General features: G+C 54.2%; 25 protein-coding genes. 13 read left to right on the top strand and 12 right to left on the bottom strand.

The genetic code is table 11. The annotated features are described in order from the left end of the window. Positions 1-22 precede the first annotated feature (22 nt). From ACLHV9_RS20180 to ACLHV9_RS20160, 5 genes are all read right to left on the bottom strand, one after another. Complete coding sequence (locus ACLHV9_RS20180; RefSeq protein WP_407221017.1) at positions 23-1,093, bottom strand: ABC transporter ATP-binding protein; 1,071 nt, start codon at positions 1,091-1,093, stop codon at positions 23-25. Beyond that, complete coding sequence (locus ACLHV9_RS20175) at positions 1,086-2,855, bottom strand: ABC transporter permease (protein ID WP_028016942.1); 1,770 nt, start codon at positions 2,853-2,855, stop codon at positions 1,086-1,088. Before ACLHV9_RS20175 ends, ACLHV9_RS20180 begins: the two co-directional genes overlap by 8 nt. Positions 2,856-2,935: 80 nt before the next feature. Continuing rightward, on the bottom strand, positions 2,936-4,024 hold the full coding sequence (locus tag ACLHV9_RS20170; protein ID WP_108090405.1) for an ABC transporter substrate-binding protein: 1,089 nt from the start codon (positions 4,022-4,024) through the stop codon (positions 2,936-2,938). Between the two features lie 168 nt (positions 4,025-4,192). Then, positions 4,193-4,888, bottom strand: a complete 696-nt coding sequence (locus ACLHV9_RS20165; protein ID WP_108090751.1) for a response regulator — start codon at positions 4,886-4,888, stop codon at positions 4,193-4,195. Further along, entirely contained in the window at positions 4,872-6,512 is a 1,641-nt protein-coding gene (locus ACLHV9_RS20160; RefSeq protein ID WP_108090404.1) for a sensor histidine kinase, read from the bottom strand. The genes ACLHV9_RS20165 and ACLHV9_RS20160 overlap by 17 nt, the downstream gene beginning before the upstream one ends. Positions 6,513-6,690: 178 nt before the next feature. Here ACLHV9_RS20160 and yjdI point away from each other — a divergent pair, with 178 nt between their 5' ends. Further along, entirely contained in the window at positions 6,691-6,921 is a 231-nt protein-coding gene (gene yjdI, locus ACLHV9_RS20155; protein WP_008499689.1) for a 4Fe-4S mono-cluster protein YjdI, read from the top strand. 10 nt (positions 6,922-6,931) lie between these two features. After that, positions 6,932-7,204, top strand: coding sequence for a GNAT family N-acetyltransferase (locus tag ACLHV9_RS20150; protein WP_028016938.1), 273 nt, complete (start codon positions 6,932-6,934; stop codon positions 7,202-7,204). Positions 7,205-7,230: 26 nt separating this feature from the next. Here ACLHV9_RS20150 and ACLHV9_RS20145 read toward each other — a convergent pair whose 3' ends face one another. Then, a complete protein-coding gene (locus ACLHV9_RS20145) occupies positions 7,231-7,842 on the bottom strand; it encodes a LysE family translocator (RefSeq protein WP_028016937.1) in 612 nt (203 codons plus the stop codon). A gap of 115 nt (positions 7,843-7,957) precedes the next feature. On the opposite strand from ACLHV9_RS20145, the gene ACLHV9_RS20140 reads away from it, so the two are divergent. Next, entirely contained in the window at positions 7,958-8,428 is a 471-nt protein-coding gene (locus tag ACLHV9_RS20140; protein WP_407221016.1) for an Lrp/AsnC family transcriptional regulator, read from the top strand. Positions 8,429-8,464: 36 nt separating this feature from the next. Here the strand turns inward: ACLHV9_RS20140 and ACLHV9_RS20135 are convergent, their stop codons facing one another. Further along, complete coding sequence (locus ACLHV9_RS20135; protein WP_407221015.1) at positions 8,465-9,694, bottom strand: amino acid permease; 1,230 nt, start codon at positions 9,692-9,694, stop codon at positions 8,465-8,467. 119 nt (positions 9,695-9,813) lie between these two features. Then, complete coding sequence (locus ACLHV9_RS20130; protein WP_028016934.1) at positions 9,814-10,275, bottom strand: multidrug/biocide efflux PACE transporter; 462 nt, start codon at positions 10,273-10,275, stop codon at positions 9,814-9,816. 105 nt (positions 10,276-10,380) lie between these two features. Between ACLHV9_RS20130 and ACLHV9_RS20125 the strand changes: the two genes are divergently transcribed. From ACLHV9_RS20125 to ACLHV9_RS20095, 7 genes are all read left to right on the top strand, one after another. After that, positions 10,381-11,247 carry a LysR family transcriptional regulator gene (locus tag ACLHV9_RS20125; protein ID WP_407221014.1) on the top strand — a complete coding sequence of 289 codons (867 nt, stop codon included), beginning with the start codon at positions 10,381-10,383 and terminating at the stop codon, positions 11,245-11,247. A gap of 93 nt (positions 11,248-11,340) precedes the next feature. Further along, positions 11,341-12,519: an acetyl-CoA C-acetyltransferase gene (locus ACLHV9_RS20120; RefSeq protein WP_028016932.1), complete on the top strand. Its 1,179-nt coding sequence runs from the start codon at positions 11,341-11,343 to the stop codon at positions 12,517-12,519. 236 nt (positions 12,520-12,755) lie between these two features. Next, entirely contained in the window at positions 12,756-13,592 is an 837-nt protein-coding gene (gene kduI / locus ACLHV9_RS20115) for a 5-dehydro-4-deoxy-D-glucuronate isomerase (RefSeq protein ID WP_208594057.1), read from the top strand. Between the two features lie 63 nt (positions 13,593-13,655). After that, positions 13,656-14,417, top strand: a complete 762-nt coding sequence (gene kduD / locus ACLHV9_RS20110) for a 2-dehydro-3-deoxy-D-gluconate 5-dehydrogenase KduD (protein WP_028016930.1) — start codon at positions 13,656-13,658, stop codon at positions 14,415-14,417. A 312-nt stretch (positions 14,418-14,729) separates the two neighbouring features. Further along, positions 14,730-16,145 (top strand): sugar porter family MFS transporter, encoded by a 1,416-nt coding sequence (locus ACLHV9_RS20105; protein WP_407221013.1) that lies wholly within the window; start codon positions 14,730-14,732, stop codon positions 16,143-16,145. 219 nt (positions 16,146-16,364) lie between these two features. Next, complete coding sequence (gene wzz(fepE) / locus ACLHV9_RS20100; RefSeq protein WP_407221012.1) at positions 16,365-17,480, top strand: LPS O-antigen length regulator Wzz(fepE); 1,116 nt, start codon at positions 16,365-16,367, stop codon at positions 17,478-17,480. A gap of 89 nt (positions 17,481-17,569) precedes the next feature. Then, positions 17,570-18,262 (top strand): aspartate/glutamate racemase, encoded by a 693-nt coding sequence (locus ACLHV9_RS20095; protein WP_407221011.1) that lies wholly within the window; start codon positions 17,570-17,572, stop codon positions 18,260-18,262. A 27-nt stretch (positions 18,263-18,289) separates the two neighbouring features. Here the strand turns inward: ACLHV9_RS20095 and ACLHV9_RS20090 are convergent, their stop codons facing one another. Beyond that, a complete protein-coding gene (locus ACLHV9_RS20090) occupies positions 18,290-18,688 on the bottom strand; it encodes a winged helix-turn-helix transcriptional regulator (RefSeq protein ID WP_080282775.1) in 399 nt (132 codons plus the stop codon). A gap of 189 nt (positions 18,689-18,877) precedes the next feature. Between ACLHV9_RS20090 and ACLHV9_RS20085 the strand changes: the two genes are divergently transcribed. Next, positions 18,878-19,426: a flavodoxin family protein gene (locus ACLHV9_RS20085; RefSeq protein WP_028016925.1), complete on the top strand. Its 549-nt coding sequence runs from the start codon at positions 18,878-18,880 to the stop codon at positions 19,424-19,426. 20 nt (positions 19,427-19,446) lie between these two features. Here ACLHV9_RS20085 and ACLHV9_RS20080 read toward each other — a convergent pair whose 3' ends face one another. Beyond that, a complete protein-coding gene (locus ACLHV9_RS20080; protein ID WP_407221010.1) occupies positions 19,447-20,379 on the bottom strand; it encodes a LysR family transcriptional regulator in 933 nt (310 codons plus the stop codon). Between the two features lie 122 nt (positions 20,380-20,501). On the opposite strand from ACLHV9_RS20080, the gene lysA reads away from it, so the two are divergent. Further along, a complete protein-coding gene (lysA, locus tag ACLHV9_RS20075; protein WP_407221009.1) occupies positions 20,502-21,764 on the top strand; it encodes a diaminopimelate decarboxylase in 1,263 nt (420 codons plus the stop codon). On the opposite strand, the gene ACLHV9_RS20070 is transcribed toward lysA, so the two are convergent. Beyond that, on the bottom strand, positions 21,734-22,771 hold the full coding sequence (locus ACLHV9_RS20070) for a LacI family DNA-binding transcriptional regulator (RefSeq protein WP_049006174.1): 1,038 nt from the start codon (positions 22,769-22,771) through the stop codon (positions 21,734-21,736). The two genes, lysA and ACLHV9_RS20070, sit on opposite strands and share 31 nt — an antisense overlap. A gap of 232 nt (positions 22,772-23,003) precedes the next feature. Here ACLHV9_RS20070 and ACLHV9_RS20065 point away from each other — a divergent pair, with 232 nt between their 5' ends. Continuing rightward, positions 23,004-23,489, top strand: a complete 486-nt coding sequence (locus tag ACLHV9_RS20065) for a GNAT family N-acetyltransferase (RefSeq protein WP_028016921.1) — start codon at positions 23,004-23,006, stop codon at positions 23,487-23,489. Here the strand turns inward: ACLHV9_RS20065 and galR are convergent. After that, positions 23,450-24,466 carry an HTH-type transcriptional regulator GalR gene (galR, locus tag ACLHV9_RS20060; RefSeq protein ID WP_407221008.1) on the bottom strand — a complete coding sequence of 339 codons (1,017 nt, stop codon included), beginning with the start codon at positions 24,464-24,466 and terminating at the stop codon, positions 23,450-23,452. The genes ACLHV9_RS20065 and galR overlap by 40 nt on opposite strands. Positions 24,467-24,837 lie beyond the last annotated feature (371 nt).

The following is a 24,837-nucleotide window of genomic DNA, read 5'->3' as shown; positions in this document are numbered from 1 at the left end:
CCCGCAGCCTTTTCTCACACAATCACCCTTTCGGGAACACCCAAACATGCTTCTCAGGCAGCGAAAGATGGCAGTGCTGCGGGTCGCGAACCTCATGCCCATACGCGCGGATTACAAAATCATCCCCCGCCGTGCGGAACAGGTACTCCCAGCGGTCGCCAAGATACATGCTGGTGAGCAGCGGCAGCTCAAGCTGATTTTCCCCAGGTCCCTCGACCACCGCCACGCGCTCGACGCGGATCACCGCCGTGGCTTCATCACCGCTTTGTACCCCTTCGCCCGCCTGGCCCCACAGCACCCAGCCTTTTCCTTCGATACGCGCTTTGCCGTCGCGTACTTCGGTGACCTTGCCGTGTAGGCGGTTGTTGCTGCCCATAAACTCGGCGGTAAACAGCGTTTTCGGCGAGCCATACATCTCCTGCGGCGTGCCCTGTTGCTCAATTTTACCGTTGTTGAGCAGCAGGATGCGGTCAGAAATGGACATTGCTTCGTTCTGGTCGTGCGTCACCATCAGTGCCGATAACCCGAGCTTGATAATCAGCTCGCGCAAGAACACGCGGGCCTCTTCGCGCAGCTTGGCGTCGAGGTTAGAAAGCGGCTCGTCCAGCAAAATCACCGGCGGGTTGTACACCAGCGCCCGGCCAATCGCCACGCGCTGCTGCTGTCCGCCGGAGAGCTGGTGCGGGTGACGTTTGCCAAGATGCCCCAGACCAAGCTGATCCAGCACATCCTGCACGCGCTGCTGGATCTCTTTGGCCGACACTTTACGCAGTTTGAGCGGGTAAGCCACGTTTTCAAAAACGGTTTTGTGCGGCCACAGGGCATAGGACTGGAACACCAGCCCCAGGTTACGCTCTTCCGCAGGGACCTCACTGCGCGGCGTGCCGTCGTAAACTTTGTTTTTGCCAATAATAATCGAACCCTGGGTGGGTTTCTCCAGGCCCGCTACTGCACGAAGCAGGGTGGTTTTGCCGCTGCCGGAAGGGCCTAACAGGGAGACCACTTCGCCGCGCTTGAGGTTCATGGAGACACCTTTTAAAACTTGATTGTCGCCGTAGGTTAAGTGCAGATCGTCAACCGCTAATTCAATCATGTATTTTGACTCCGAAACGAAGAGCAATGCCCAGACCTACCACGACCAGCAGGATGTTAATGAAAGAGAGCGCCGCCACGATATCAATGGCACCCGCAGCCCAAAGGGAAACCAGCATCGAGCCGATGGTTTCCGTGCCGGGCGAAAGCAGGTACACACCCGTTGAGTATTCGCGTTCAAAGATCAGGAACATCAGCAGCCACGAACCAATAAGACCGTAGCGGGAAAGCGGAATGGTAACGTGACGGGTGATCTGGCCACGCGTTGCCCCGGTGCTGCGCGCCGCTTCTTCAAGCTCCGGCCCTACCTGCAGCAGCGTGGAAGAGATGAGCCTCAGCCCGTAAGCCATCCACACCACGGTATAGGCCAGCCAGACGCTGAAAATGGTGCTGCGCAGTGAACGCAGCCAGACGATGACGTTTTCGCGCATCCAGTCCGTCCAGGCAAACCCGGAAAGCCAGCCGGATTTCAGCGCGTTATCCAGCCACATCGGCAGGAACAGGAACACCCACAGGAATGCCAGACCCGCCAGCAGGCCAGGCACGGCGCGCGGTACCAGCACGCTGTAGTCCAGGAAACGCGTGGTGTTATCCGGTTTACGGTGCATGGCAATGCCGACAAACAGGTAGCAGACCACCGCCAGCGCGCCGCCAATCACGCCAATCGCCATGGAGTTGACGATGGCGCGCAGCAGGTTGGGCTGCGCCCAGATGGTGCGGAAGGTGTTCAGAGAGAGCTCATCCCACAGCGAAACGCCCACGCCCCAGTTGGAGATAAACGCGCGCAATACCACGCCGAGCAGCGGAACGCCGATGGTGACGGTGAGCCAGAAGGCAATCACCGCGCCAGCAACCCAGCGCCATTTACCCAACGGTAGCGCGCGGGCCTGAGAGGCTTTTCCCTTCATGGTGACGAAGCGGTTGGCGGTGCGCATCAGGCGACGCTGGAGCATCACCAGCGGGATGGTGATGCAGATCAGCACCACCGCAACCGCCGCCATCAGGTTATAGGATGGGGTACCCATCTTGTTCGTCAGCTTATAGAGATAGGTCGCCAGCACCATGTTGCCTTCCGGGTCGCCGAGGACCAGCATCAGGCCGAACACTTCCAGCCCCAGGAAGAACAGCAGCACGGTGGCGTACAGAATGGACGGGCGCACCATCGGCAGGCTAACGGAGGTCATCACCTGCCAGGGCGACGCCCCCGCGGTGCGCGCGGCCTCTTCCACATCGGAACCCACGCTGCGCAGCGCTGACGAGATATACAGATAGGCATGCGGGACGTGCGTCAGACCGGCGATGACCACAATGCTCGACATGTCGTAGATATTCCACGGCACAAAGCCAATCAGCGCCTCAGCCCACTGGGAGAGAAAGCCTACCGGACCCGCGGCCACCACGTAGCCGAAGCCCAGTACCATCGGTGAAACGAAAATCGGGACCAGGATCAGCGGCTCAATCAACCGGCGACCGGGCAGGTCGGTACGCACCATCAGAAACGCCAGCACGCCGCCCAACGGAATAGAGATAAAGACCAGCCCGAAAGCAAGAATAAAACCACTTTTCAGGGCTTTATAAAAATCAGGGTCGGTGAAAATAAACTCAAATGATTCAAAGCTCCACTCTTTTGACGGCGAAAAGAACGGGGCGGACAGGAAGCTCTGTATCACGATAAACGACAGCGGCGTGTAGATAACCAGGGCGGTTATCAGCACGACGATGCCTCGCGGCAGGCTTTGCCACTTTCTGCGTAATGTATTCATGGGGTATCCCTGGTGTTGCAGCCCAGAAAAACGAACTCAGTCGATAAGGGAGCGCGGCGGCCTGCGCCGCGCTCAGACGCTTATTTGCCGGCGGCGGTACGCCACTCTTTGATGTACTCCAGGCGTTTTTTCGGCTGCAGGTATTCCAGCAGCGTTTCATCAACCGGGATCGGCTTCAGCGCGTTGCCGAGGATTTTGGTCAGGCCGTCGATATCATTTTTCCCTTCGATATCGTTACGAATGGACGGAATGTCAGCCTGGTTTGCCAGAATGTTTTGCCCTTGTTCAGACAGCACATAGTCCAGCCACAGTTTTGCCGCATTGCTGTTTTGCGATTGCTGGCTGATGAACGACACGCGCGACAGCACCAGGGTGTAATCTTTTGGATAGGAAATGCCGAGCGACGGATCGTTCTTCGCACGTGCTTCCGCATAAGATCCGAGGATATTAAAGCCGATCAGGTTTTCACCGGAGGAGACGCGCTCCATCATGGTACCGGTAGACGACTGTACCGATAAACCACCTTTGGCAACGTCTGCCAGGGTTTTGAAGTAATTAGGGTCGGCATTGTGATCCTGGACTGAAAGCATAAAGCCCAGACCCGATTTTTCGATGTCGTAGGTGGTGACTTTGCCCTTGAATTTGTCCGTCTGGCTGGCAATCAGCTTCGCCAGCGCGGTGTGAGAGTCCGGCACGTCGCCGGCCGGGATCAGACGCTTGTTGTAGATAAAGACCACCGGCTCATAGGTGGTGCCGTATGCCTTATCTTTCCAGACCGCCCATTTCGGCAGTTGGCTTTGCTCCGGAGATTTGTACTCCATGGCGTAGTCGGTGGCGAGCTTCAGACCGGTGTCCATGGATGAGCTCCAGACCACGTCGCCGCTCACACCACCTGAGGCCTGTTCGCTGATGAAACGGTTGTACAGCTCGGTGCTGTTCATGTCGTTGTATTCAACTTTGATGCCCGGGTAGGTTTTTTCGAAGCCCTGGATCAGCGGCCCGGCAGCTTTGATGTCGGTGGTGGAGTAGATAACAACCTTGCCCTCTTTCGTTGCGGCATCAACAACTTTTTGATACTCAGCAGGATAGCCCTGCGGCAGGGCAGACAGTGCAGAAGCAGAGAACAGTACAATAGCGGTAAGCAGAGAAATTCGGAACGTGTTCGACATTATAGTTAACCTTTTAGTTACATTTGAGGAACTAATTGTCAACATAGCGCAGTGGGCTCCACCCACAATAGGGTGAAGCGGGCAATGATTCCGAAGTGTGATTGTTGCCGTCGTTTCAGCAATTAACACCATAAAATCCGCGAACGTTAGCCTGTGAACGGTTTCGGATTACGGTTGATCGGCGGCTTTGCGGTACAACCTTCGCGGATGACCAATATTGCCATACAGCATTTCGATGCTGATTAACCCGCTCTCCACGCAGTATTCAAGATAGCGACGTCCCGTGGTTTTACTGATCCCGACGTTCTCCACTACCTCTTCCACCGACATCGCCCTGTCGGGATTGTCGGCGAAAAATTGTTTCATCCGTTCCAGCGTTTGGGGCTCAATCCCTTTCGTCGACGGTGTAACGGACGATTCCGCGGCAGGCAGGTTAAACAGGCGATCCAGTGCATGCTGGTCGACCACCTTCACCTGCTGCACGGTATGGATGAAGCGCATAAACCGCTCAAGAGAGGCGTGCAGACGCTGGAAAAAGACGGGCTTAATCAGATAGTCGAACGCACCGCTGCGCATGGCATGGCTGCAGGTTTGCATATCGCTGGCGGCGGTGATGAAGATCACCGAGCATTCGTAGCTTTTTAGCAGTGGGTTGTCGATTAACTCCACGCCTTTACCGTCCGGAAGATAGTTATCCAGCAAAATTAGCCGCGGCTGATGCTGACGAATCAGGCTACAGGCCTGCTCAATGGACGCGGCGATGCCCACCACGCGCAAAAGGAAATTTTGCTCGATATACTCGCGATGCAGCTCCGCCAGGTGCGGTTCATCTTCAACTATCACAACATCAAGTGGTCGGGTCATGCTGTTGCCCATTCGGAATAAACACAGAAAAAATAGTGCCCTGTGGCGTGTTGTCGGCAATCTCAATACTGCCGCCAGCCTTATCGATATATCCTGCCACCAGAAACAGACCAATACCGTGCTCGGTGCCGACAATGTCGTTCTCACTGTCTGGTTTACTGCTGAACCCCTGGCGGAAGATATGCGGCTTCATCGTATCATCCACCCCACAGCCACGGTCAGCCACCTCTATCAATAACTCCTGATTGCGGTCAGAAATGTAGAGCTCAACAGGTGCAGGCACCGGCGCTTTCAGGGTTGCATCCACGGCGTTATCCAGCAGATTACCAATAATGGACATCAGCTCCGTTTCATTGAGGGTGGCTGGCATGCGGGTGAGCTGACAGGCGGGATCAAACAGCAGTTCAATGCCTTTTTCGCGTGCGCTGACATATTTTCCTAACAGCAGTCCACACAACGCCGGAGAAACAAAACGGGCAGAGACAAAGTCCAGCACGCGCTGAGCCCCTTCTGACTGCACCTGGATGTAACGGATTGCCTCGTCGTAGTGTTTCATTTGCAGCAACCCCACCAGCGTGGCGGTCCAGTTCAGCTGTTCGTGGCGCATAATGCGCAGGTTATCCGCATAGCGCTTGATCTGACTGAGCTGGCTGCTAAGCGTGTTAATGTCGTTTTTGTCGCGAAAGCTATATACCCAACCACTCTCGACACCCGGTTCAACCTCGATCGCCACGCGGTTAACGATCACCTCTCGCTGATTAAGCACCGCAATCTGGTCGTGGTTGCCGCTGCTCACCGAAGCGTAGCGCTGAGACAGGAATCCCGGGGAGGTTTGCAGAACATCTTCCAGCGGTTTGCCGATAAGGTCTTTCTCACTTTGCCGAATATCCAGCATCTCGCGTGCCGCACGGTTAATGAGAATCAACTGTTTATCTTTATTAATGGCGAATATCCCTTCATACATGGCTTCCAGCAACGCTCTTTGCTGCAAAACCAGTTGAGCAATATCTTTTGGTTCAAGCCGGAACATCTGCTTTTTAAGATTGCGGGTAAACAGCCATGAGAAAATAAACAGCAGCAGCAGAAGACCTGCACCGTACAACCCGGATTGCCAGAGAATGCGGGCATTAATATTGGCGATATATGAGGTCAGATAGCCGACGGAGACAATGCCAATCACCTGGTGCTGTGCGTTAAAGATGGGGGCTTTGCTGCGCAGTGAAACCCCGATTCCGCCCTGGCGCACGGAAATAATGGTTTTGCCTTTTAACACCTCGGCATTATCCCCACCGATCATCGGTAAATTAATCCGCTCCGGGGATTCAGAATGATAAAGGTGCTGTTCCTGGGGATCGCCAATCACAATATAGCTGGCATCGCTTTCGGCACGCAGCGGCTGAATTAACCGGGCAATGCCGGGGATATCTCGGGCCGCAACCATTGCCGCCAGACCCGGCATCAGCGCGATCTGACTGGCCTGAACCCTGGCGCGCTGGCCAAGATCGTGATGGAGCTGTCGGTCAATAAAATGAAACAGGATCGTTCCCAGCAGAACTAACAGCAGGCAGGAGAAGCACACCAGCGCTAAAAAAAGCTTTACCTGAAAAGAGAGTCTGCGTTTCATTCAACCTGCGGTAGCCATTTAAAAGTGAGACATTTGCGGAGCCTGACATGCACATCAGGGGCGCGCAATCCGGCATGAAAAGAGTTGTGACCTGGCTTTTCGTTTTCGGTGTAATAGCCATCGGGATCGCGTAAGGCTATGCTTCATTTCATACCAGAATAATTACAGAGGCAATGTCATGGATAAAGAACTACTGGATGCAGGTTACCGGGCCTATACCGGCGAGAAAATTGATGTTTACTTCAATACCGGGATCTGTAAACACTCAGGTAACTGCGTACGCGGAAGCGCTAAGCTGTTTAACCTGAAACGTAAACCGTGGATCATTCCCGATGAAGTGGACGTTGAAACGGTTGTACGTGTGATTGATACCTGCCCGAGCGGTGCGTTGAAGTATCGCCAAAAATAAGCGAGGAACCATGGATATTCTGGAAGGCCATAACAAGTTTTACGTGAACGATGCCCACGGAAATCAGGTCGCGGAGATTGTTTTCGTACCGACCGGCGAGCACCTGAGCATTATTGAGCACACCGACGTCGATCCGAGCCTGAAAGGGCAGGGCGTTGGCAAACAGCTGGTGGCGAAAGTGGTGGAGAAGATGCGCGGTGAGAACCGTAAAATTATTCCGCTGTGCCCGTTTGCTAAACATGAGTTTGATAATACGCGGGAATATGACGATATTCGGGCGTAAGTAACACCGGCGATGGCCGGTGTTTTTTATCTTGCCTGCTCAAACAGCAATACCATCGCTATCAGCACCATCAACCCTCCCGATGCTCTGCTCACCAGACGCGCCGCCTGTGGCCGGGTCGCCAGCACGGCTTTCGAGCCATACCCCACCAGCAGGTAGACCAGCGTACAGGTGATAAGATGCATCATCCCAAGCGCAGACATCTGCATCGCTATCGACCAACTTCCGGTTGGGTCTGTAAATTGCGGAAGCAGGGCCAGGAACAGCAAAAAAACTTTCGGGTTTAGGCCGCTAATACAGAGTCCTTTCACCGCCCACTGTGTCCAGTTTCCCGTATGGCGGGTGGCCTTTTCCGGTGCGGCTGGGTGACGCAATAACGTTATGCCAAGCCACAGGAGATACAGGGCTCCCGCCACGGTCAGCCCGGCTAACGCCATTGGATGTTGAGCAATTAAAACGCCCACGCCCGCAACCACTATCATCGTAGCCAGCAGATGACCGGACATCAGCCCCATCACAGCCGGGACCACGCGTCGACCGTTAATTCCGGCGCTAATGGCATAGGCCCAGTCCGCCCCCGGCGTCATAATAAGCAGAAAAGAAACCACCCAAAAGCCGGCCACAATACTCATTTCCATCGTCCTGAAGACCCCCGCAGTGCGTCAAACGTTGAGAAAAAGAATATCGCTAACCCTGCGAAATAGGCTTTCAATGTTATGCTCATAACACGGTGAAACTGAGAAAATCTTCCACATGGATAGCATTGATAGAAAAATTCTTGCGGAACTGCAATCTGACGGTCGTTTATCACTTACGGAGCTGGCAGAGCGGGTGAATCTGAGCCTCTCGCCGTGCCATCGTCGCGTGCGGGCGCTGGAGCAAAGCGGAGCCATAACGGGATACCGCGCCAGCCTCGATCCCGCCAAAATGGGATTTAACTTCCTGGCGATAGTATTTGCGACGCTTAAAGAGGGTGACAGAAAAGCGGTTAGCGCCTTTGAAGATGCGGTGGAAGAGATACCGCAAATCGTGCTGGCACAGCGTTTATTTGGCGATCCCGATTATTTGATGCACGTTGTGACGCGTGACCTGTCTGCATTTCAAAAACTCTATGACGAGAAACTCTCAGCGTTGCCGGGCGTGCAGCATCTTCGCTCGACGCTTGTCATGAAAACGGTCGTTCAGGACAGGCCTTTTCCGCTGGATACGACAGGACGAGACTGAATGGCGTGCCCGGCAGAGCGACGGGCACGAAAGGGATTAGCCGACAAACATCACCGACACGCACAGCACGCCGACGATCAGCGTCAGCAGGTTGCCAATGGAACGGTACTGTTTCAGGGACGGGATCAGATACGTCGACAGCGTCGGCATGATAAACAGGATCATGGCGATAAGCGGACCGCTGATGGCATAAATCATCGAAATGGCATTCGGGTTTATGCAGCAGACCGCAAAGGTGATTAACGACACCCCGATAATGGAAACTGCACGGTTAAAGGCGCGGCTCTTTTTCACGCCCACCTGATTCAGCGACGACTTCACGATCTCCGTCGCCCCTTCAATCACGCCAAAATAGGTGCCGAGGAACGATTTCGACATCGCAATAATCGCCACGATAATCCCGGAAATACCCAGCCATGCCGGAGAAGAAGGCATCATCGACAGCGCGGACAGGATCGTAACCCCTTGCTCTTTGGCGGTCACAATATAAGACGGTGGAATAGAGAGCAGGCAGCTGAAGACAAAGAACAGCACGCTCAGGCAGATAATGAGGTACGCCACCTTCATGATTTTCTTGCATTTATCCATAGCACCGTCAGCAAACTTCTCACGACGGTCAACGGTAAACGTTGAGATAATCGGGGTATGGCTGAAAGCAAAAACCATCACCGGAATCGAAATCCATACCTGATGCAGGGTATGTTGATCAAATGCCATCTGGCTGGTGAGCAGCGAGGGTTGCCAGCTTCCCGTCAGATACAGGGAGACAAACAGGAAATAGGCAATCAGGGGAAACACCAGGAAGCCCATCACTTTTATCGTGATATGTCGTCCCATCAGGAAGATCAGATTAAGAACCAGCACCACCCCCAGGCTGACCAGTACGCGAACGGCGGTATCCACCGTCAGGTGTTTTGCCAGTTGCTCCGTGAGCGAGTTGGTGATGGCCACCGCATAAATCTGCACCACCACAAAGAAGGCGATGAAATAGAGCGTGGTGATCAGATTGCCAATCTTCCTGCCGTAATAGTGCGATACGGCGCCGGTGATCCCTTCATTGCCTTTGGTTTTCGACGACAGGATAAATTGTGCCAGCGCTCGGTGCGGCCAGTAGGTTAACGGATAAGCCACAAGGGCGGTAATAAACAGGACGATAGCGCCTGCGGAGCCCAGCTGAATGGGCAAGAACAGCGTTCCTGCGCCCACGGCCGTGCCGTAGAGAGCGAAACTCCAGAGAGTCTCATCTTTTGACCAAATTTTCGACATTAGAGCAACGTATCAACTATCAAACCATCGGAATGGAGTGCAATTTACCATAGTTATGCGTAGAGAGCGCAGTTGCTTCGACGGAGTTTGGCCGGACCAGTCGTCCGGCCAGGGGGGAGTTAGCCTGCCAGGGCGCGTCTTTGCTGACGACGCTTAATGAATTTTTCACGTAACGTGTCATATGCCCAGTTGTAGAACATGGTGTAAGGCAGGAAGAACAGGAAGAAACCTATTTCCAGCGTGAATGCCTCTAGCAGCGTGACGCCCAGCACGGCGGCGACAATCGACAGACCGATCACGATGAACCCGCATTCGAACCCCAGGGCATGCAGTGCACGGACTTTTGCCGTACGTTTGACGCGCTGAACAGGCCAGAAACGGTCGAAGCCGAAGTTATAAATAATGTTCCACAGCATGGCGGTGGTGGCCAGAATAATGGTTAACCCGCCCATCTCAACCACGGAACGCTGCATGAGCCACGCCGCCGTAGGGGCGAGGATCGCCGTGGCAATCCCTTCAAAACAGACAGCATGAAAGATCCGCTCCGGCAGTTTACGTTGGAGTGCATCCTGGTGTTGCATAGTCATAGACCTCGTTAATTCGCCAGTATGGGCGTTGATGGGGCCTATTTTTATCGTTAAAGATGATATATTAAAGATGGTATCCATCGTAAAAGTAGATAGATCATGCGCTATTCCCCCGAAGCCCTTACTGCGTTTGTTGAAACCGTCGCGGCGGGTTCTTTTTCTGCTGCCGCACGCCGGTTGCGTAAAAGCCAGTCGACGATCAGCACGTCCATTGCCAATCTTGAAGCCGATCTGGGTTTCGAGCTTTTTGACCGCTCGGCGCGCCAGCCGGTGTTGACGGCTCAAGGGGAGCAGGTGCTGGGCTATGTGCAGGCCATCCTCGCCGCCAGCACGCGGCTTGATGAGCTGGCAGTATCATTAACGGCGCAAACGGAGGCGCGTCTGACATTTGTCCTTTCCGATACCCTCAATCCGGATGTGCTGGAAGATCTCATGAACCAGTTTGACCGGCGCTTTCCTCATACGGAATTCGAATGCCTGATTGGCGAGGAGGAGGACGTGATCGATCTCCTGCAAAAGGAGCGCGCGCAGATTGGCCTCACCGAGGCGCGAGACGGTTATCCTACGGATATCGGCGCCATCCGGCTGCCGATGCAGACCCGCATGGCGATCTATGTCGCGACCACGCATCCGCTCGCCGGACAACATGACGTTCAGCGTGACGAGCTGCACGGCTGGCGAGAGCTGCGGCTGAGCACCTATCTTGAGCGCGAGGCGGAGATCGCGCGCGGGCCCGTCTGGTCAGCCCCGAATTACCTGTTACTCTTGAGTATGGCGGTACAGGGATTTGGCTGGTGCGTGTTGCCGTGCGCACTGGTGGATGAATTTGCCGCCGCGAAATCGTTGGTACAGCTCAATGTTCCCGGCTGGCCGCGGGCGACAGGGATCGATCTGCTATGGAATAAACGATCCCCGCCAGGTATTGCCGGAAGCTGGCTGCGGCAGTATCTGCAGGATGCGCGCTGATCCTTGTGATTAAACTCACTATTTTTAAACAATTAAGATAATTGCCAGTAACAATCCTCTACTATCGTCATGTCATTTAACACAGAGGTCGTGATGAAAGATGTCGTAATAGTGGGTGCGTTGCGTACAGCTATCGGCTGTTTTCAGGGAGCGCTTGCGCGTCACTCGGCGGTTGACCTGGGCAGCGTGGTAGTAAAAGCGCTGGTGGAACGTAGCGGGATCGCAGCCCATGAAATTGATGAGGTGATCCTGGGACAGGTTCTGACTGCCGGAGCCGGGCAAAACCCTGCGCGCCAGGCGGCGCTGAAAGGTGGGTTGCCCAATACCGTCTCAGCAATCACCATTAACGACGTCTGTGGATCAGGATTAAAAGCGCTACATCTTGCAACGCAAGCCATTCAGTGCGGTGAGGCGGATGTGGTCATTGCGGGCGGACAAGAGAACATGAGCCGCGCGCCGCACGTATTGACCGACAGCCGTACCGGCGCACAGTTAGGCAACAGCCAGTTGCTTGATAGCCTGGTGCATGACGGGCTCTGGGATGCGTTCAATGATTATCATATGGGTGTGACGGCGGAAAACCTGGCGCGCGAATACGGCATCAGTCGTGAGCTGCAGGATGCTTATGCCTTAAGCTCGCAGCAAAAGGCGCGCGCGGCGATTGATTCCGGCCGTTTTCGCGATGAAATTGTCCCGGTCAGCACGCAGCGTCAGAACGGTGAGGTTGTCGTGGTGGATACCGATGAGCAGCCGCGTACCGACGCCAGCGCTGAAGGTCTGGCGAGGCTTAACCCTGCTTTTGAAATGCAGGGGTCGGTTACGGCGGGAAATGCTTCCTCCATTAATGATGGCGCAGCGGCCGTCATGATGATGAGCGAAAGCAAAGCCCTTGAGCTGGATCTCCCCGTAATGGCCCGCATCAAGGCGTTTGCCAGCGTAGGTGTTGATCCTGCGTTAATGGGGATCGCGCCGGTGTATGCTACCCGTCGCTGCCTGGATCGTGCGGGGTGGCAGCTCTCAGATGTGGATCTGATCGAAGTAAACGAAGCCTTTGCCGCTCAGGCGATCTCGGTCGGCAAAATGCTGGAGTGGGATCCCCTGCGGGTAAACGTCAACGGCGGGGCGATCGCGCTGGGACATCCTATTGGTGCGTCCGGCTGCCGGATCCTGGTATCGCTGGTCCACGAAATGAAAAAGCGGAACGCCCGTAAAGGCATTGCCACACTCTGTATAGGTGGCGGGCAGGGGGTGGCGCTGGCCATCGAACGTTAACCTCTTCTCATTCTAAAAAACCTCCTGCGGGAGGTTTTTTTATGGTGCTGTGTTTCTCAATCCCCATTTATCGTGATCCGAACGTCATTTCCGATACAAACAAAAATAAAAATGAAACGTTGTTTTAAATATAATTGAAAAGCCCACTTTATGCCGATAGTATGTGCTCATCAAGAAAACGGAACGCTGTTTCGTTTATTTTCTGCCTTCGGGCATGACCACATCTGGAGGTTATCGTGGACATCAGACAAAGCATCCACAGTGCGCACGCCAAAACGCTGGACACTCAAGGGCTGCGCAATGAGTTTTTAGTCGAGCAGGTGTTCGAGGCCGACAAGTACACCCTGGTCTACAGCCATATCGACCGCATTATTGTGGGCGGGATTATGCCCGTCACGAGCAGCGTCTCCGTGGGCGGTGAGGTCGGTAAACAGCTGGGCGTGAGCTATTTCCTCGAGCGTCGCGAGCTGGGTGTGATTAACATCGGCGGGCCGGGTACCATCACCGTAGACGGACAGTGCTATGAGATTGGCCATCGCGAGGCGCTTTACGTGGGCAAAGGGGCGAAAGATGTGATCTTCGCCAGCATCGACGGCAGCAGGCCTGCGAAGTTTTACTACAACTGCGCCCCGGCTCATTCCACCTACCCAACCAGGAAGGTCACTCCGGCAGACGTTGCCCCTGTGACGCTTGGCGACAATCTCACCAGCAATCGCCGCACCATCAATAAATACTTCGTGCCGGATGTGCTGGAGACCTGCCAGCTCAGCATGGGGCTGACCGAACTCGCGCCGGGCAACCTGTGGAACACCATGCCGTGCCATACCCACGAGCGCCGCATGGAAGTCTACTTCTATTTCAACATGGACGAGGACGCCTGCGTGTTCCACATGATGGGACAGCCGCAGGAAACGCGCCATATCGTGATGCATAACGAGCAGGCGGTGATTTCACCGAGCTGGTCCATTCACTCCGGCGTAGGGACGAAAGCCTACACCTTTATCTGGGGAATGGTGGGCGAAAACCAGGTCTTCGATGATATGGACCATATTGCGGTCAGCGATCTGCGCTAGTCGCGGGCAGTGAAGCATAAATCTGCCTGTGAGTGACAGGCGTTGAAAGAGTAAGGAATAAACATGATTCTGGATGCATTCTCTCTTCAGGGGAAAGTGGCTGTGGTTTCGGGGTGTGACACCGGACTGGGTCAGGGGATGGCGTTAGGTCTGGCGGAAGCGGGTTGCGATATTGTGGGGATTAATATTGTTGAACCGACTGAAACCATTGAACGCGTGACGGCACTGGGTCGCCGTTTCCTGAGCCTGACTGCCGATCTGCGTAAAATCGACGCCATTCCTGAACTGCTGGAACGTGCTGTCGCGGAATTCGGGCATATCGACATTCTGGTAAACAATGCCGGACTGATTCGTCGTGAAGATGCGATTAGCTTCACTGAACGCGACTGGGACGATGTGATGGATCTGAACATCAAGAGCGTGTTCTTTATGTCCCAGGCAGCGGCGAAGCACTTCATCGCACAAGGGAAAGGCGGCAAGATCATTAATATTGCCTCGATGCTCTCTTTCCAGGGCGGTATCCGCGTGCCGTCTTACACCGCGTCCAAAAGCGCTGTAATGGGCGTGACCCGCCTGCTGGCAAACGAATGGGCGAAACATAATATCAACGTCAATGCGATTGCACCGGGCTACATGGCGACCAACAACACGCAGCAGCTGCGTGCGGATGAACAGCGTAGCGCGGAAATCCTTGAGCGTATTCCTGCTGGCCGTTGGGGGCTGCCGGGCGATCTTATGGGGCCGATTGTCTTCCTGGCCTCCCCGGCATCAGATTACATCAACGGTTACACCGTGGCTGTAGACGGTGGCTGGCTGGCGCGTTAATTTCATCTGTATTAAGCACCTCTGCCCATGGGCGGAGGTTTTTTTTACGTAAAATTGGCTTAGTCCATATCGGTAAAGATGAAAAATCCATACTGAAAAATCATAAATGACGGAAATCACACTTTTATTTCTTAAATATTAATTGATTAGTAAAAATACGTGATTATTCGCCACGAGTTGAAATTGTAATGTCCATCACAGAACCGTATGCCGTAGCGGAATAATCCATAACTTCGCGATTTCCGGCCTGACACTTTTCCTCGCTTTCTCGTAATTTCAGTTAACGAATTTTGCTGTTGAGGCAGGAAAAATATGACATCTATAAATGACTCTACCCTTATGCTCGCTGCGCTGCGTGATACCCGCCGCATGAATCAGTTTGTTTCCATTGCGGCCGCGGTAGCGGGCTTATTATTTGGACTGGATATCGGCGTGATTGCCGGTGCATTACCGTTTATAACCGATCACTTTACCCTGAGTAGCCGTCTGCAGGAGTGGGTGGTGAGCAGCATGATGCTCGGCGCGGCCATCGGCGCGCTGTTTAATGGCTGGCTCTCGTTCCGCCTGGGGCGTAAGTACAGCCTGATGGTCGGGGCGATTCTGTTTGTTGCCGGCTCCATTGGTTCCGCGTTTGCCACGAACGTTGAAGTGTTGCTGCTTTCCCGTGTGCTGCTCGGTGTGGCGGTCGGGATTGCTTCCTATACGGCACCGCTCTACCTCTCCGAAATGGCGAGTGAAAACGTGCGTGGCAGGATGATCAGCATGTATCAACTGATGGTGACGCTGGGTATTGTTTTGGCGTTCCTGTCCGATACCTACTTCAGCTACAGCGGCAACTGGCGCGCGATGCTCGGCGTGCTGGCTTTACCGGCACTGGTGCTGATTGTACTGGTGGTTTTCCTGCCAAACAGTCCGCGCTGGCTGGCGCAAAAAGGACGTCATGTGGAGGCCGAAGAGGTGCTGCGCATGTTGCGCGATACCTCGGAAAAAGCACGGGAAGAGCTGAACGAGATCCGTGAAAGCCTGAAGCTGAAGCAGGGAGGCTGGGCGCTATTTAAGATCAACCGCAACGTGCGCCGCGCGGTGTTCCTCGGCATGTTGCTGCAGGCAATGCAGCAGTTCACCGGGATGAATATCATCATGTACTACGCGCCGCGTATATTCAAAATGGCGGGATTCACTACCACGGAACAGCAGATGATGGCCACCCTGGTGGTGGGGCTTACCTTTATGTTCGCCACTTTTATTGCGGTGTTCACCGTGGATAAAGCCGGACGCAAACCGGCGTTGAAAATTGGTTTCAGCGTAATGGCGCTCGGTACGCTGATCCTCGGATACTGCCTGATGCAGTTTGATAATGGTACGGCCTCAAGTGGGCTTTCCTGGCTCTCCGTCGGTATGACCATGATGTGTATTGCCGGGTATGCGATGAGCGCCGCGCCCGTGGTGTGGATCTTGTGCTCCGAAATTCAGCCGCTCAAATGCCGTGACTTTGGCATCACCTGTTCCACGACCACCAACTGGGTATCGAATATGATCATCGGCGCGACATTCCTGACGCTGCTGGACGCCATTGGCGCGGCGGGAACGTTCTGGCTCTATACGGTGCTGAACGTGGCGTTTATTGGCGTCACGTTCTGGTTAATTCCAGAAACAAAAGGCGTCACGCTGGAACATATTGAACGCAAGCTGATGGCGGGGGAGAAACTGCGTAATATCGGCGTGTGATCGTATTGCCTGTTTAAGCGTTCAATAGATGTCAGAGTTGGTGAAATGATGTTTTGTTACAATAATGGCGTGATGAAACTCACTACCAACTCTGGCAGGGGGAGCTAAATAGAGGGATTTGAACTTAAGATAATTCTTAAGATATTGTATCATCGGACCACTCTTATTGATTGCGCAATATGCACAGCGTCCTATTAAAGAAGAATGGTTAGGTCTGAGATGGATATCAAAAAAAGCACCGATCTTGATTTTCCCCGCTATACAACCCCAGCTGTAAACACCAAAGAAATAGATCTTTTGGGACTATTCGAAGTGCTTTTTGCGGCGAAAAAACGCATCGTCGCCGTCACTCTTGCGTTTGCACTGGTGGGGCTGATCGTTTCATTTTTACTGCCGCAGAAGTGGACCAGTAAAGCGGTGATTACCCCGGCAGAACAATCGCAGTGGAACCCGCTGCGCCAGATGATGGTGGCATTACAGGTGCTTGATGTAGACGTGAAGATTACCCGTCCGGAAGTCTTTGACCTGTTCATTAAAAAGTTTCAGTCGCAGTCATTGCTTGAAGAGTATCTGAAATCCTCTCCTTACGTGATGTCTCAGCTTAAAGACGCCGAGGTCGATCCGCTTGAACTGCATCGGGCGATAGTCAATATCTCAGATAGAATGAAAGCGGTGAATGATGCCCAGGGAAAAGACGCGGACAAAGCGCCATTTGTCTCCTGGACATTAAGCTTCACCGCGCCGACAGCGGGTGATGCCCAATCCGTCCTGGAGGGATATATCGACTATATTACGGCTATTGTCGAGAAAGAGACGGTGCAGAATATCCGTAACCAGATCGCCCTCAAAAAGAACGTTGTTGAGCAGCAGCTGGAACTGGATCGCGTCCGCCTGACCAATATTCACAATACTAACCTGCAGCGACTGAATTATTCACTGGAAGTGGCGAATGCAGCAGGCATCAAGAAGCCGGTCTACAGCAACGGACAGGCGGTAAAAGATGACCCGGACTACTCTGTTTCGCTCGGCGCTAACGGGATCGCACAAAAACTGCAGATTGAAAAAAATCTGAAGGACGTGACCGAGCTGAATGCGGATTTCCAGAACCGCGAATACCACCTGGCGCAGCTGAAAAAACTCTCCTTTGCCGATGTCAAACTTGAGCCATTCAGATACCAGCTTTCCCCCTCCATGCCGGTGAAAAAAGATGGCCCGGGTAAGGCATTGATTGTCGTTCTGGCGGCGCTTCTGGGGGGGCTGTTTGCCTGCGGTAGCGTTTTATTGCGCGAAGCGATGCTCACCCGTAATCCGCTGCCGGAGCCGGTGACGGAATAAACTCTGCAGGTTAACAAGGCGCTGAATACAGCGCCTTTTTTTATTGGCGTCGGTTGTGTTAAAAGAGAGACAAGAGATAAGGAGGGGTGATGAAAACAATCGGTCTGTTAGGTGGAATGAGCTGGGAATCAACAATCCCGTACTACCGCCTGATTAATGAAGGGGTAAAGCAGCGTCTGGGCGGCCTGCACTCCGCAAGCCTGCTGCTGCACAGCGTTGATTTCCATGAAATCGAGGCCTGCCAGTCGAGCGGTGAATGGGATAAAGCCGGGGAGATCCTGGCACAGGCGGCGCTGGGGCTGGAGCGTGCGGGAGCAGAGGGAATTTTGCTCTGTACGAACACCATGCATAAAGTTGCTTCCCGGATAGAAGAGCGTTGCTCGTTACCCTTCCTGCATATCGCCGATGCGACCGGGCGTAAAATTGCTGCATCCGGAATGTCGCGTGTGGCACTGCTGGGAACGCGCTATACCATGGAGCAGGATTTCTATCGCGGTCGCTTGAGCAGTGAGTTTGGGATTGAAAGCCTGATCCCGGATGAGGCTGACCGGGCACGCATCAATCAGATTATCTTTGATGAGCTTTGCCTGGGGGCATTCAGTGAACCTTCCCGCGCGTATTACGTCAGCGTGATCGAGAAGCTTGCACTGCAAGGGGCAGAAGGTGTGATCTTTGGCTGTACTGAGATCGGCTTACTGGTTCCGGTAGCGCGCAGTCCAATCCCGGTGTTTGATACCACAGCGATTCATGCTGCCGATGCCGTGGAGTTTATGCTCTCCTGAGCGGGCTTGCGCCGGGAACGCCCCGGCTCAGGTCTGTGCATTGGCGGCGTCATAAGCGGATTGCGCCGCCACAATCGCATCCATATTACTTTCCACCCAGTGTGCCAGCACGGTCACTGTTTCGGTTAACGCCTGTCCCAGCGGCGTCAGACTGTACTCCACCGTCACCGGTACCGTCGCGAAAACCTCACGTGAAACCAGCCCATCGCGTTCCAGCTTGCGTAATGCCTGGGTCAGTACCTTTTTGGTGATCCGCTGAATATCACGTTGCAGCTTGTTAAAGCGCATTGGCCCGTTTTCAAGACGCGCGAGAATCAGCAGCGCCCATTTGTCGGCGATACGCGCCAGCACGTCGCGGGTAGGGCAGCGCTCATCGAACACGTTATAAGGAGGCATCTCCTCTTTCAGTACGACAGACTCAGTCATGGTGGTTCCCTCGAGGTAACCAGGTGAGGTAAAAGTGCCTTCTTACGCCCGCGAATATTTGCGTGTATAAAACGACGTAAGGTTTCTATTTGATACCAGGGAACCGAAAATGGCAACTGCTCGCAGAGCAATTTTAAAACCGTCTTAATCTTTTGACTCACAAGGCAATATTGCATCAGGAGATCTATTATGAGCGTTGTAGTTATCTATTATTCAGGCTATGGCCACACCCAACGTGTTGCTGAAACAGTTGCAGAGGGCGCGCAGGCTGAACTGATCGCCATCGACAGCAATGGTGAAATTCAGGAAAGCGACTGGCAAAAATTGAACGAGGCAAAGGCGATTATTTTTGGTGCGCCAACTTACATGGGCGGTGTGCCGTGGCAGTTTAAGAAATTTGCTGATGCCACCTCTAAAGCCTGGTTCGTTCGCAGCTGGCAGGATAAAGTGTTCGCGGGCTTCAGTAACAGTGCGAGCCTGAACGGTGACAAGCAAGTTTCCCTGCAATACCTGCAAACGCTGGCATCGCAGCATGGTGGGATTTGGGTGAGCCTGGGCCTGCCGCCATCGAATACGCAGGCTGCAACGCGTCAGGATATCAACAACCTCGGTGGCTCTGTCGGGCTGCTGGTACAGTCTCCGTCAGATGCGGATGCGGGCGCGATTGCCAGCGGCGATCTGCAAACGGCAGTAAAATTCGGTGAGCGTGTTGCCGCTGTGGCTAAGCGTTTTAACTGAGTCAGAGGACGCCCGCTGACTTAGTCGGGCGTCTTTTCCAGTACCTTCTTCAGTTGTGCGGTTAGCGTGCTTAACCCACTTTGCAGATGTCCGCTGAACGCGTCTACCAGCGCAGAGGCCGGACGATGCATCGGGCGGATCAGGCTGACGGTAAAGGGGACTGAAACGCTAAACTGTCGAACCACAATCCCACTTTCCGCATAATCCAGCGCCGTGAGCGGATTAACCACCGCGACGCCCACGCCGGCACGAACCATTGCGCAAATAGATGCGGCACTGTGCGTTTCGACCACCATTCTTCGTTTCACCTGATGCTCGGTAAAGAGCGTATCCAGCAGCTGTCGGTAGCTGTCCGTCTGTGACAGGCTGATGTAGTTCTCGCCGTGGAAATCCGCAGGGGTCAGTACGCTTTTTTTGGCAAGGGGATGGCCAGCAGGCAGGACGCAGACCTCATCTAGCGCCAGTAATTCTGTGCGCTGCGTTCCCGCCGGCGTAGCGAGGGTTTCGGTTAATCCCAGGTCATGACGCTGCGCCGAAAGCCACTCTTCAAGCAGCGGTGACTCCTGCGGGACGATGGTCAGGTTCACCTCGGGATAACGGGCCAGAAAAGGCTGTATCAGCATCGGCAGAAACGACTGCGAAAACACGGGCAGACAAACAATCGACAACTCGCCCTGGCGAAATTCACGTAAGCTCTCCGCCGCGCTGACAATTCGGTCCAGCCCGTACCAGGAGCGCTGAACTTCCTCGAACAGACGCAACCCTTGCACCGTTGGGTGTAACCTGCCGCGGGTGCGTTCAAACAGCTTCAACCCAAGCACCTGCTCGAAGCGTGCCAGTTCCCGGCTCACCGTCGGCTGTGAGGTATGCAGCATCTGCGCGGCTTCGGTGAGATTGCCGGTGGTCATCACAGCGTGAAAAATCTCGATATGGCGTAAGTTGACGGCGGGCATAGGGCACCTGAAAGCAGAGAAGTATCCATATCATTTTTGCATAGACTCGCGATAAAACGATATTTTTTATTCTTTTTCCGCTGTGGCGTAATCATAAAAAATGAATTTATCCGGAGAAGACCATGCCACGCCCACTCAACCAGACTGATACCGATTTGAACGCTGAAAATCTGCTGCGCTTGCCAGCGGAGTTTGGCTGCCCGGTTTGGGTCTACGACGCGCAGATCGTTCGCGAGAAGATCGCCGCTCTGCATCAGTTTGACGTGGTACGCTTTGCTCAAAAGGCATGCTCCAATGTTCACATTCTGCGCCTGATGCGTGAGCAGGGCGTGAAAGTAGATTCCGTTTCACTGGGCGAAATCGAGCGTGCGCTGGTGGCCGGGTTTGATCCGAAAACCGATCCAGATGCGATCGTCTTCACTGCCGATGTGATCGATGAAGCGACGCTTGCGCGCGTACATGAATTGCAGGTACCGGTGAATGCCGGGTCTGTGGATATGCTTGAGCAGCTAGGCCAGGTTTCACCAGGCCATCGCGTCTGGTTACGCGTGAACCCGGGTTTTGGTCATGGTCATAGCCAAAAAACCAACACCGGCGGCGAAAACAGCAAACACGGTATCTGGTATGCCGATATGCCAGCCGCGCTTGACGTGTTGCAGCGTTATAACCTGAAGCTGGTCGGCATTCATATGCACATTGGCTCAGGCGTGGATTATGCGCATCTTGAGCAGGTCTGCGGGGCGATGGTGCGTCAGGTTGTCGATTTTGGTCAGGACCTGGAGGCGATCTCCGCAGGTGGCGGGCTTTCTATTCCTTACCGTGAAGGTGAAGAGACGATCGATACCGATCACTATTACGGTCTGTGGAGCGCCGCGCGTGACCAAATCGCTGCGCATCTGGGCCACGCTGTGAAGCTGGAAATTGAGCCGGGGCGTTTCCTGGTTGCCGAAGCCGGCGTGCTGGTGGCGCAGGTTCGCAGTGTGAAAGAGATGGGCTCACGTCATTTCGTGTTGATTGATGCCGGTTTTAACGACCTGATGCGTCCGTCCATGTACGGCAGCTATCACCACATAACGGCACTGGCTGCCGATGGTCGCGATTTAACGCACGCGCCGCGCCGTGAGACGGTCGTTGCGGGGCCGCTGTGTGAATCGGGTGACGTGTTCACTCAGCAGGAAGGTGGCAAAGTGGAAACCCGCGCGCTGCCAGAGGTCAAACCGGGCGATTATCTTGTACTGCACGATACCGGTGCCTACGGGGCTTCTATGTCATCTAACTACAATAGTCGCCCGCTGCTGCCGGAAGTGCTGTTTGATCACGGCAAGGCACGGCTGATCCGCCGTCGCCAGACCATTCAGGAACTGCTGGCGCTGGAACTCATTTGATTAAAGTACGGCCCCGTGGTGACCGAATCGCGAAGTACCAGCGTGCCGGTAAACGGCGGGATCGCATCGACAGGCTGGTTTTTTGCCAGCCTGATGGCCTGATCGATAGCGGTGACAATCATATTGTCGATGGGCAGATAAACTGATGAAAGTGCAGGTTCCAGCCATTTCGCGCTTGGGGCATCGTCAAAACCGAACAGCGAAATATCCTGCGGGATCTTAAGCCCCGCCTGGTGTAACGCTTTGGATGCACCCAGCGCCATATCATCGTTACAGGCAAACAGGGCGCTAAACGACACGCCATCGGCAATGAGCTCTTTACACAGCTCATATCCCCGCGTCATTCCCGCATCGCCATACTTTACCCGGCGTTCGTCCAGACGAATGCCGTGCTTTTCCAGCGCCTTACGGTAGCCCATCAGTCTCGCTTTCCCGGTTGGGGTATGGATCGGGACGGTGATACAGGCGATCTCCCGGTGACCCTGATTGATCAGGTAATCCACTGCCTTAAAGGCAGCATCCTGTTGTTCGAAGAACACACAGCGATCCGGCGCCTGGCTGACTTCACGGTTGATAACCACCAGCGGGGTTTGCACGGTATTCATCAGTTTGATGATCGCTTTTTCGCTCATATAGCGCGTGTACAGCACAATGGCATCACATTTGCGATCGGCCAGCATCTGCACTGCCTGTTCTTCCTGCTCTGGTGCGTCGTGTCCATCCGTGACGATCAGCTGTTTCCCGTGGGTTTCGGTCTGCCGTGATGCCTGTTGCAGAAGGCGACCAAAGTAAAAACCATCGAAGGTTGAGACGACCAGACCAATGCTGTTGCTGGTCTGGTTAGCCAGTGAACGCGCGAGAAAGTTCGGGCGGTAGCCCAGCTCTTCCATCGCAGCAAACACCTGCTGACGCGTACTCTCTTTAACCTGACCTGTGCCGTTCAGTACGCGCGATACCGTGGCCTTCGACACGCCCGCACGCAGTGAGACATCCAGCATTGTTGCCATTCTACATTCCTGCTTCCACGTAATGGTCTGCAGTTTAACACAGACCTCGCAGCGTATAAGCGATGCGGGGGACGCAAAACTTCTGCCACGATCACGCTTTTTGGTAACGATCCGCCCGCCGACATAACGGCCTGCCCGCAGTCAACGAAAATGGCCGGGTTCTGATAAAATAGTGTACAAACTGGCCGGGGGCATCAGGCCTGAGCATCGAACTGAAAAACACAGGTAAAACATGGATAAGGCTGACATTCTGCCGCTTTACGCCGCACCGCAGTATGCGGAGCAAGTGACCGACTGGATCTGGCACGCCTTTGGTGAGGGGCTTCCCCGGGCGTTTTTTCATAGCATTGTTGAGCACAGCCAGACGCCGGGTGCTTTGCCATTGACCTTTATTGCTGTGCAAAACGAACAGCTTCTCGGCACTGTGGGGCTCTGGCGTTGCGATCTGATCACCCGGCAGGATCTCTTCCCGTGGCTGGCGGCGTTGTACGTTGACGACGCGGCGCGTGGTAAAGGGTTAGCCGGGCAACTCCAGCAGCATGTTATGACCTATGCTGCTCAGGCCGGGTATCGCGAGCTGCATTTGTGGTCTGCCTGCCGTGACTTCTATGAACGTTACGGCTGGCAGTATATTGGCGATGCACTGGAGTACCCGAATAAAACGGTACACCTTTATCGCTATTCCTCTCCTGCTTCTGCTGGCGATGCTACGGAGTGACGGCGCACTAAGGTCGGGCTGAAGAGATGGGTAATGTCCGGTGGCTGGCGTTTCTCAGCCAGGGCTAACGCCAGCTCTGCGGCCTGCGTTGCCATCGTGATGATAGGATAACGTACCGTGGTCAGGCGCGGGCGCACGTAGCGGGAGACCAGCACATCATCGAAACCAATGAGTGAAATTTCTGACGGCACCTCAATCCCGTTGTCATTTAGCACCCCCATTGCCCCGGCGGCCATGGAGTCGTTATAACAGGCAACGGCGGTGAAATTTCGTCCACGGCCAAGCAGCTCAGTCATAGTCTGCTCACCGCCGCTCTCATCCGGCTCACCGTAGGCTACCAGGCGGTCATTACACAGGAGACCGTTTTCGCGCAAGGCATCGTAGTAACCTTGTAGCCGATCTTCCGCATCAGAAATGGGGTGGTTTGAACAGAGATAACCAATTCGTGTGTGTCCCTGTTGAATCAGATGACGGGTAGCGAGCCAGGCACCATAGCGGTCGTCGAGCGCCACGCAGCGTTTTTCAAACCCGGCAATAATACGGTTGATGATCACCATGCCGGGGATCTGCTTCATCAGATGAATAAGTTCGGTATCGGGAAGCATTTTGGCATGAACAACCAGCGCCGCGCAGCGGTGGCGGATAAGCTGTTCGATGGCCTGGCGTTCTTTTTGTTCATTATGGTAGCCATTACCGATCAGCAAAAAATTGCCTGTCTGATAAGACACTTGCTCCACCGCTTTAACCATCGCGCCGAAAAAGGGATCAGACACGTCACCCACAACCAGCCCAATGGTTTCAGTGGACTGCTGGGCCAGCGCGCGGGCATTGGCATTGGGATGGTAGTTCAGGGATTCCATGGCGTTTTGCACAGCCTGGCGTGATGCGTCACTGGCTTTTGGCGAGTCGTTAATCACGCGCGAGACGGTTGCCACCGAAACTCCTGCCAGACGGGCCACATCCTTTATTGTCGCCATTAATTACCTTCTTAGTGGGGGTAAGCGTTTACACACCCGGTAGTGTTGCGGAAAAGTGGTGCGCATTCAAGGGGAGTGGATTTCAGTTCTCCACAAACGTGACGCAGCACAACCCTAACGGTGTAATCGTTACACGACCAGTCATGTCTGAATAATGTCAATCTGAACCTTTAGTTACACTTTGCCTCAGGCTGTTGCGATTGTCCGATAGCGAGGACGTGAAAGAGGTTGGTAGAGTTGAGATCCCAGAGGTATTGATTGGTGAGAATTCTTAGTACGGTTTCGTACTCATCTCTTGCACCAACCTGCGCGGATGCGCAGGTTTTTTTTCGCCTCTATTTTTGCTTGTCGCTCCCGTATCACTTCTCGTG

The sequence above is a fragment of the Enterobacter sp. CPE_E890 genome (assembly GCF_046521475.1).
GTDB classification, from domain to species: Bacteria; Pseudomonadota; Gammaproteobacteria; order Enterobacterales; family Enterobacteriaceae; genus Enterobacter; species Enterobacter adelaidei.
The sequence above is the reverse complement of the archived record's forward strand: the minus strand, read 5'-3'. Positions and strand labels throughout refer to the sequence as shown.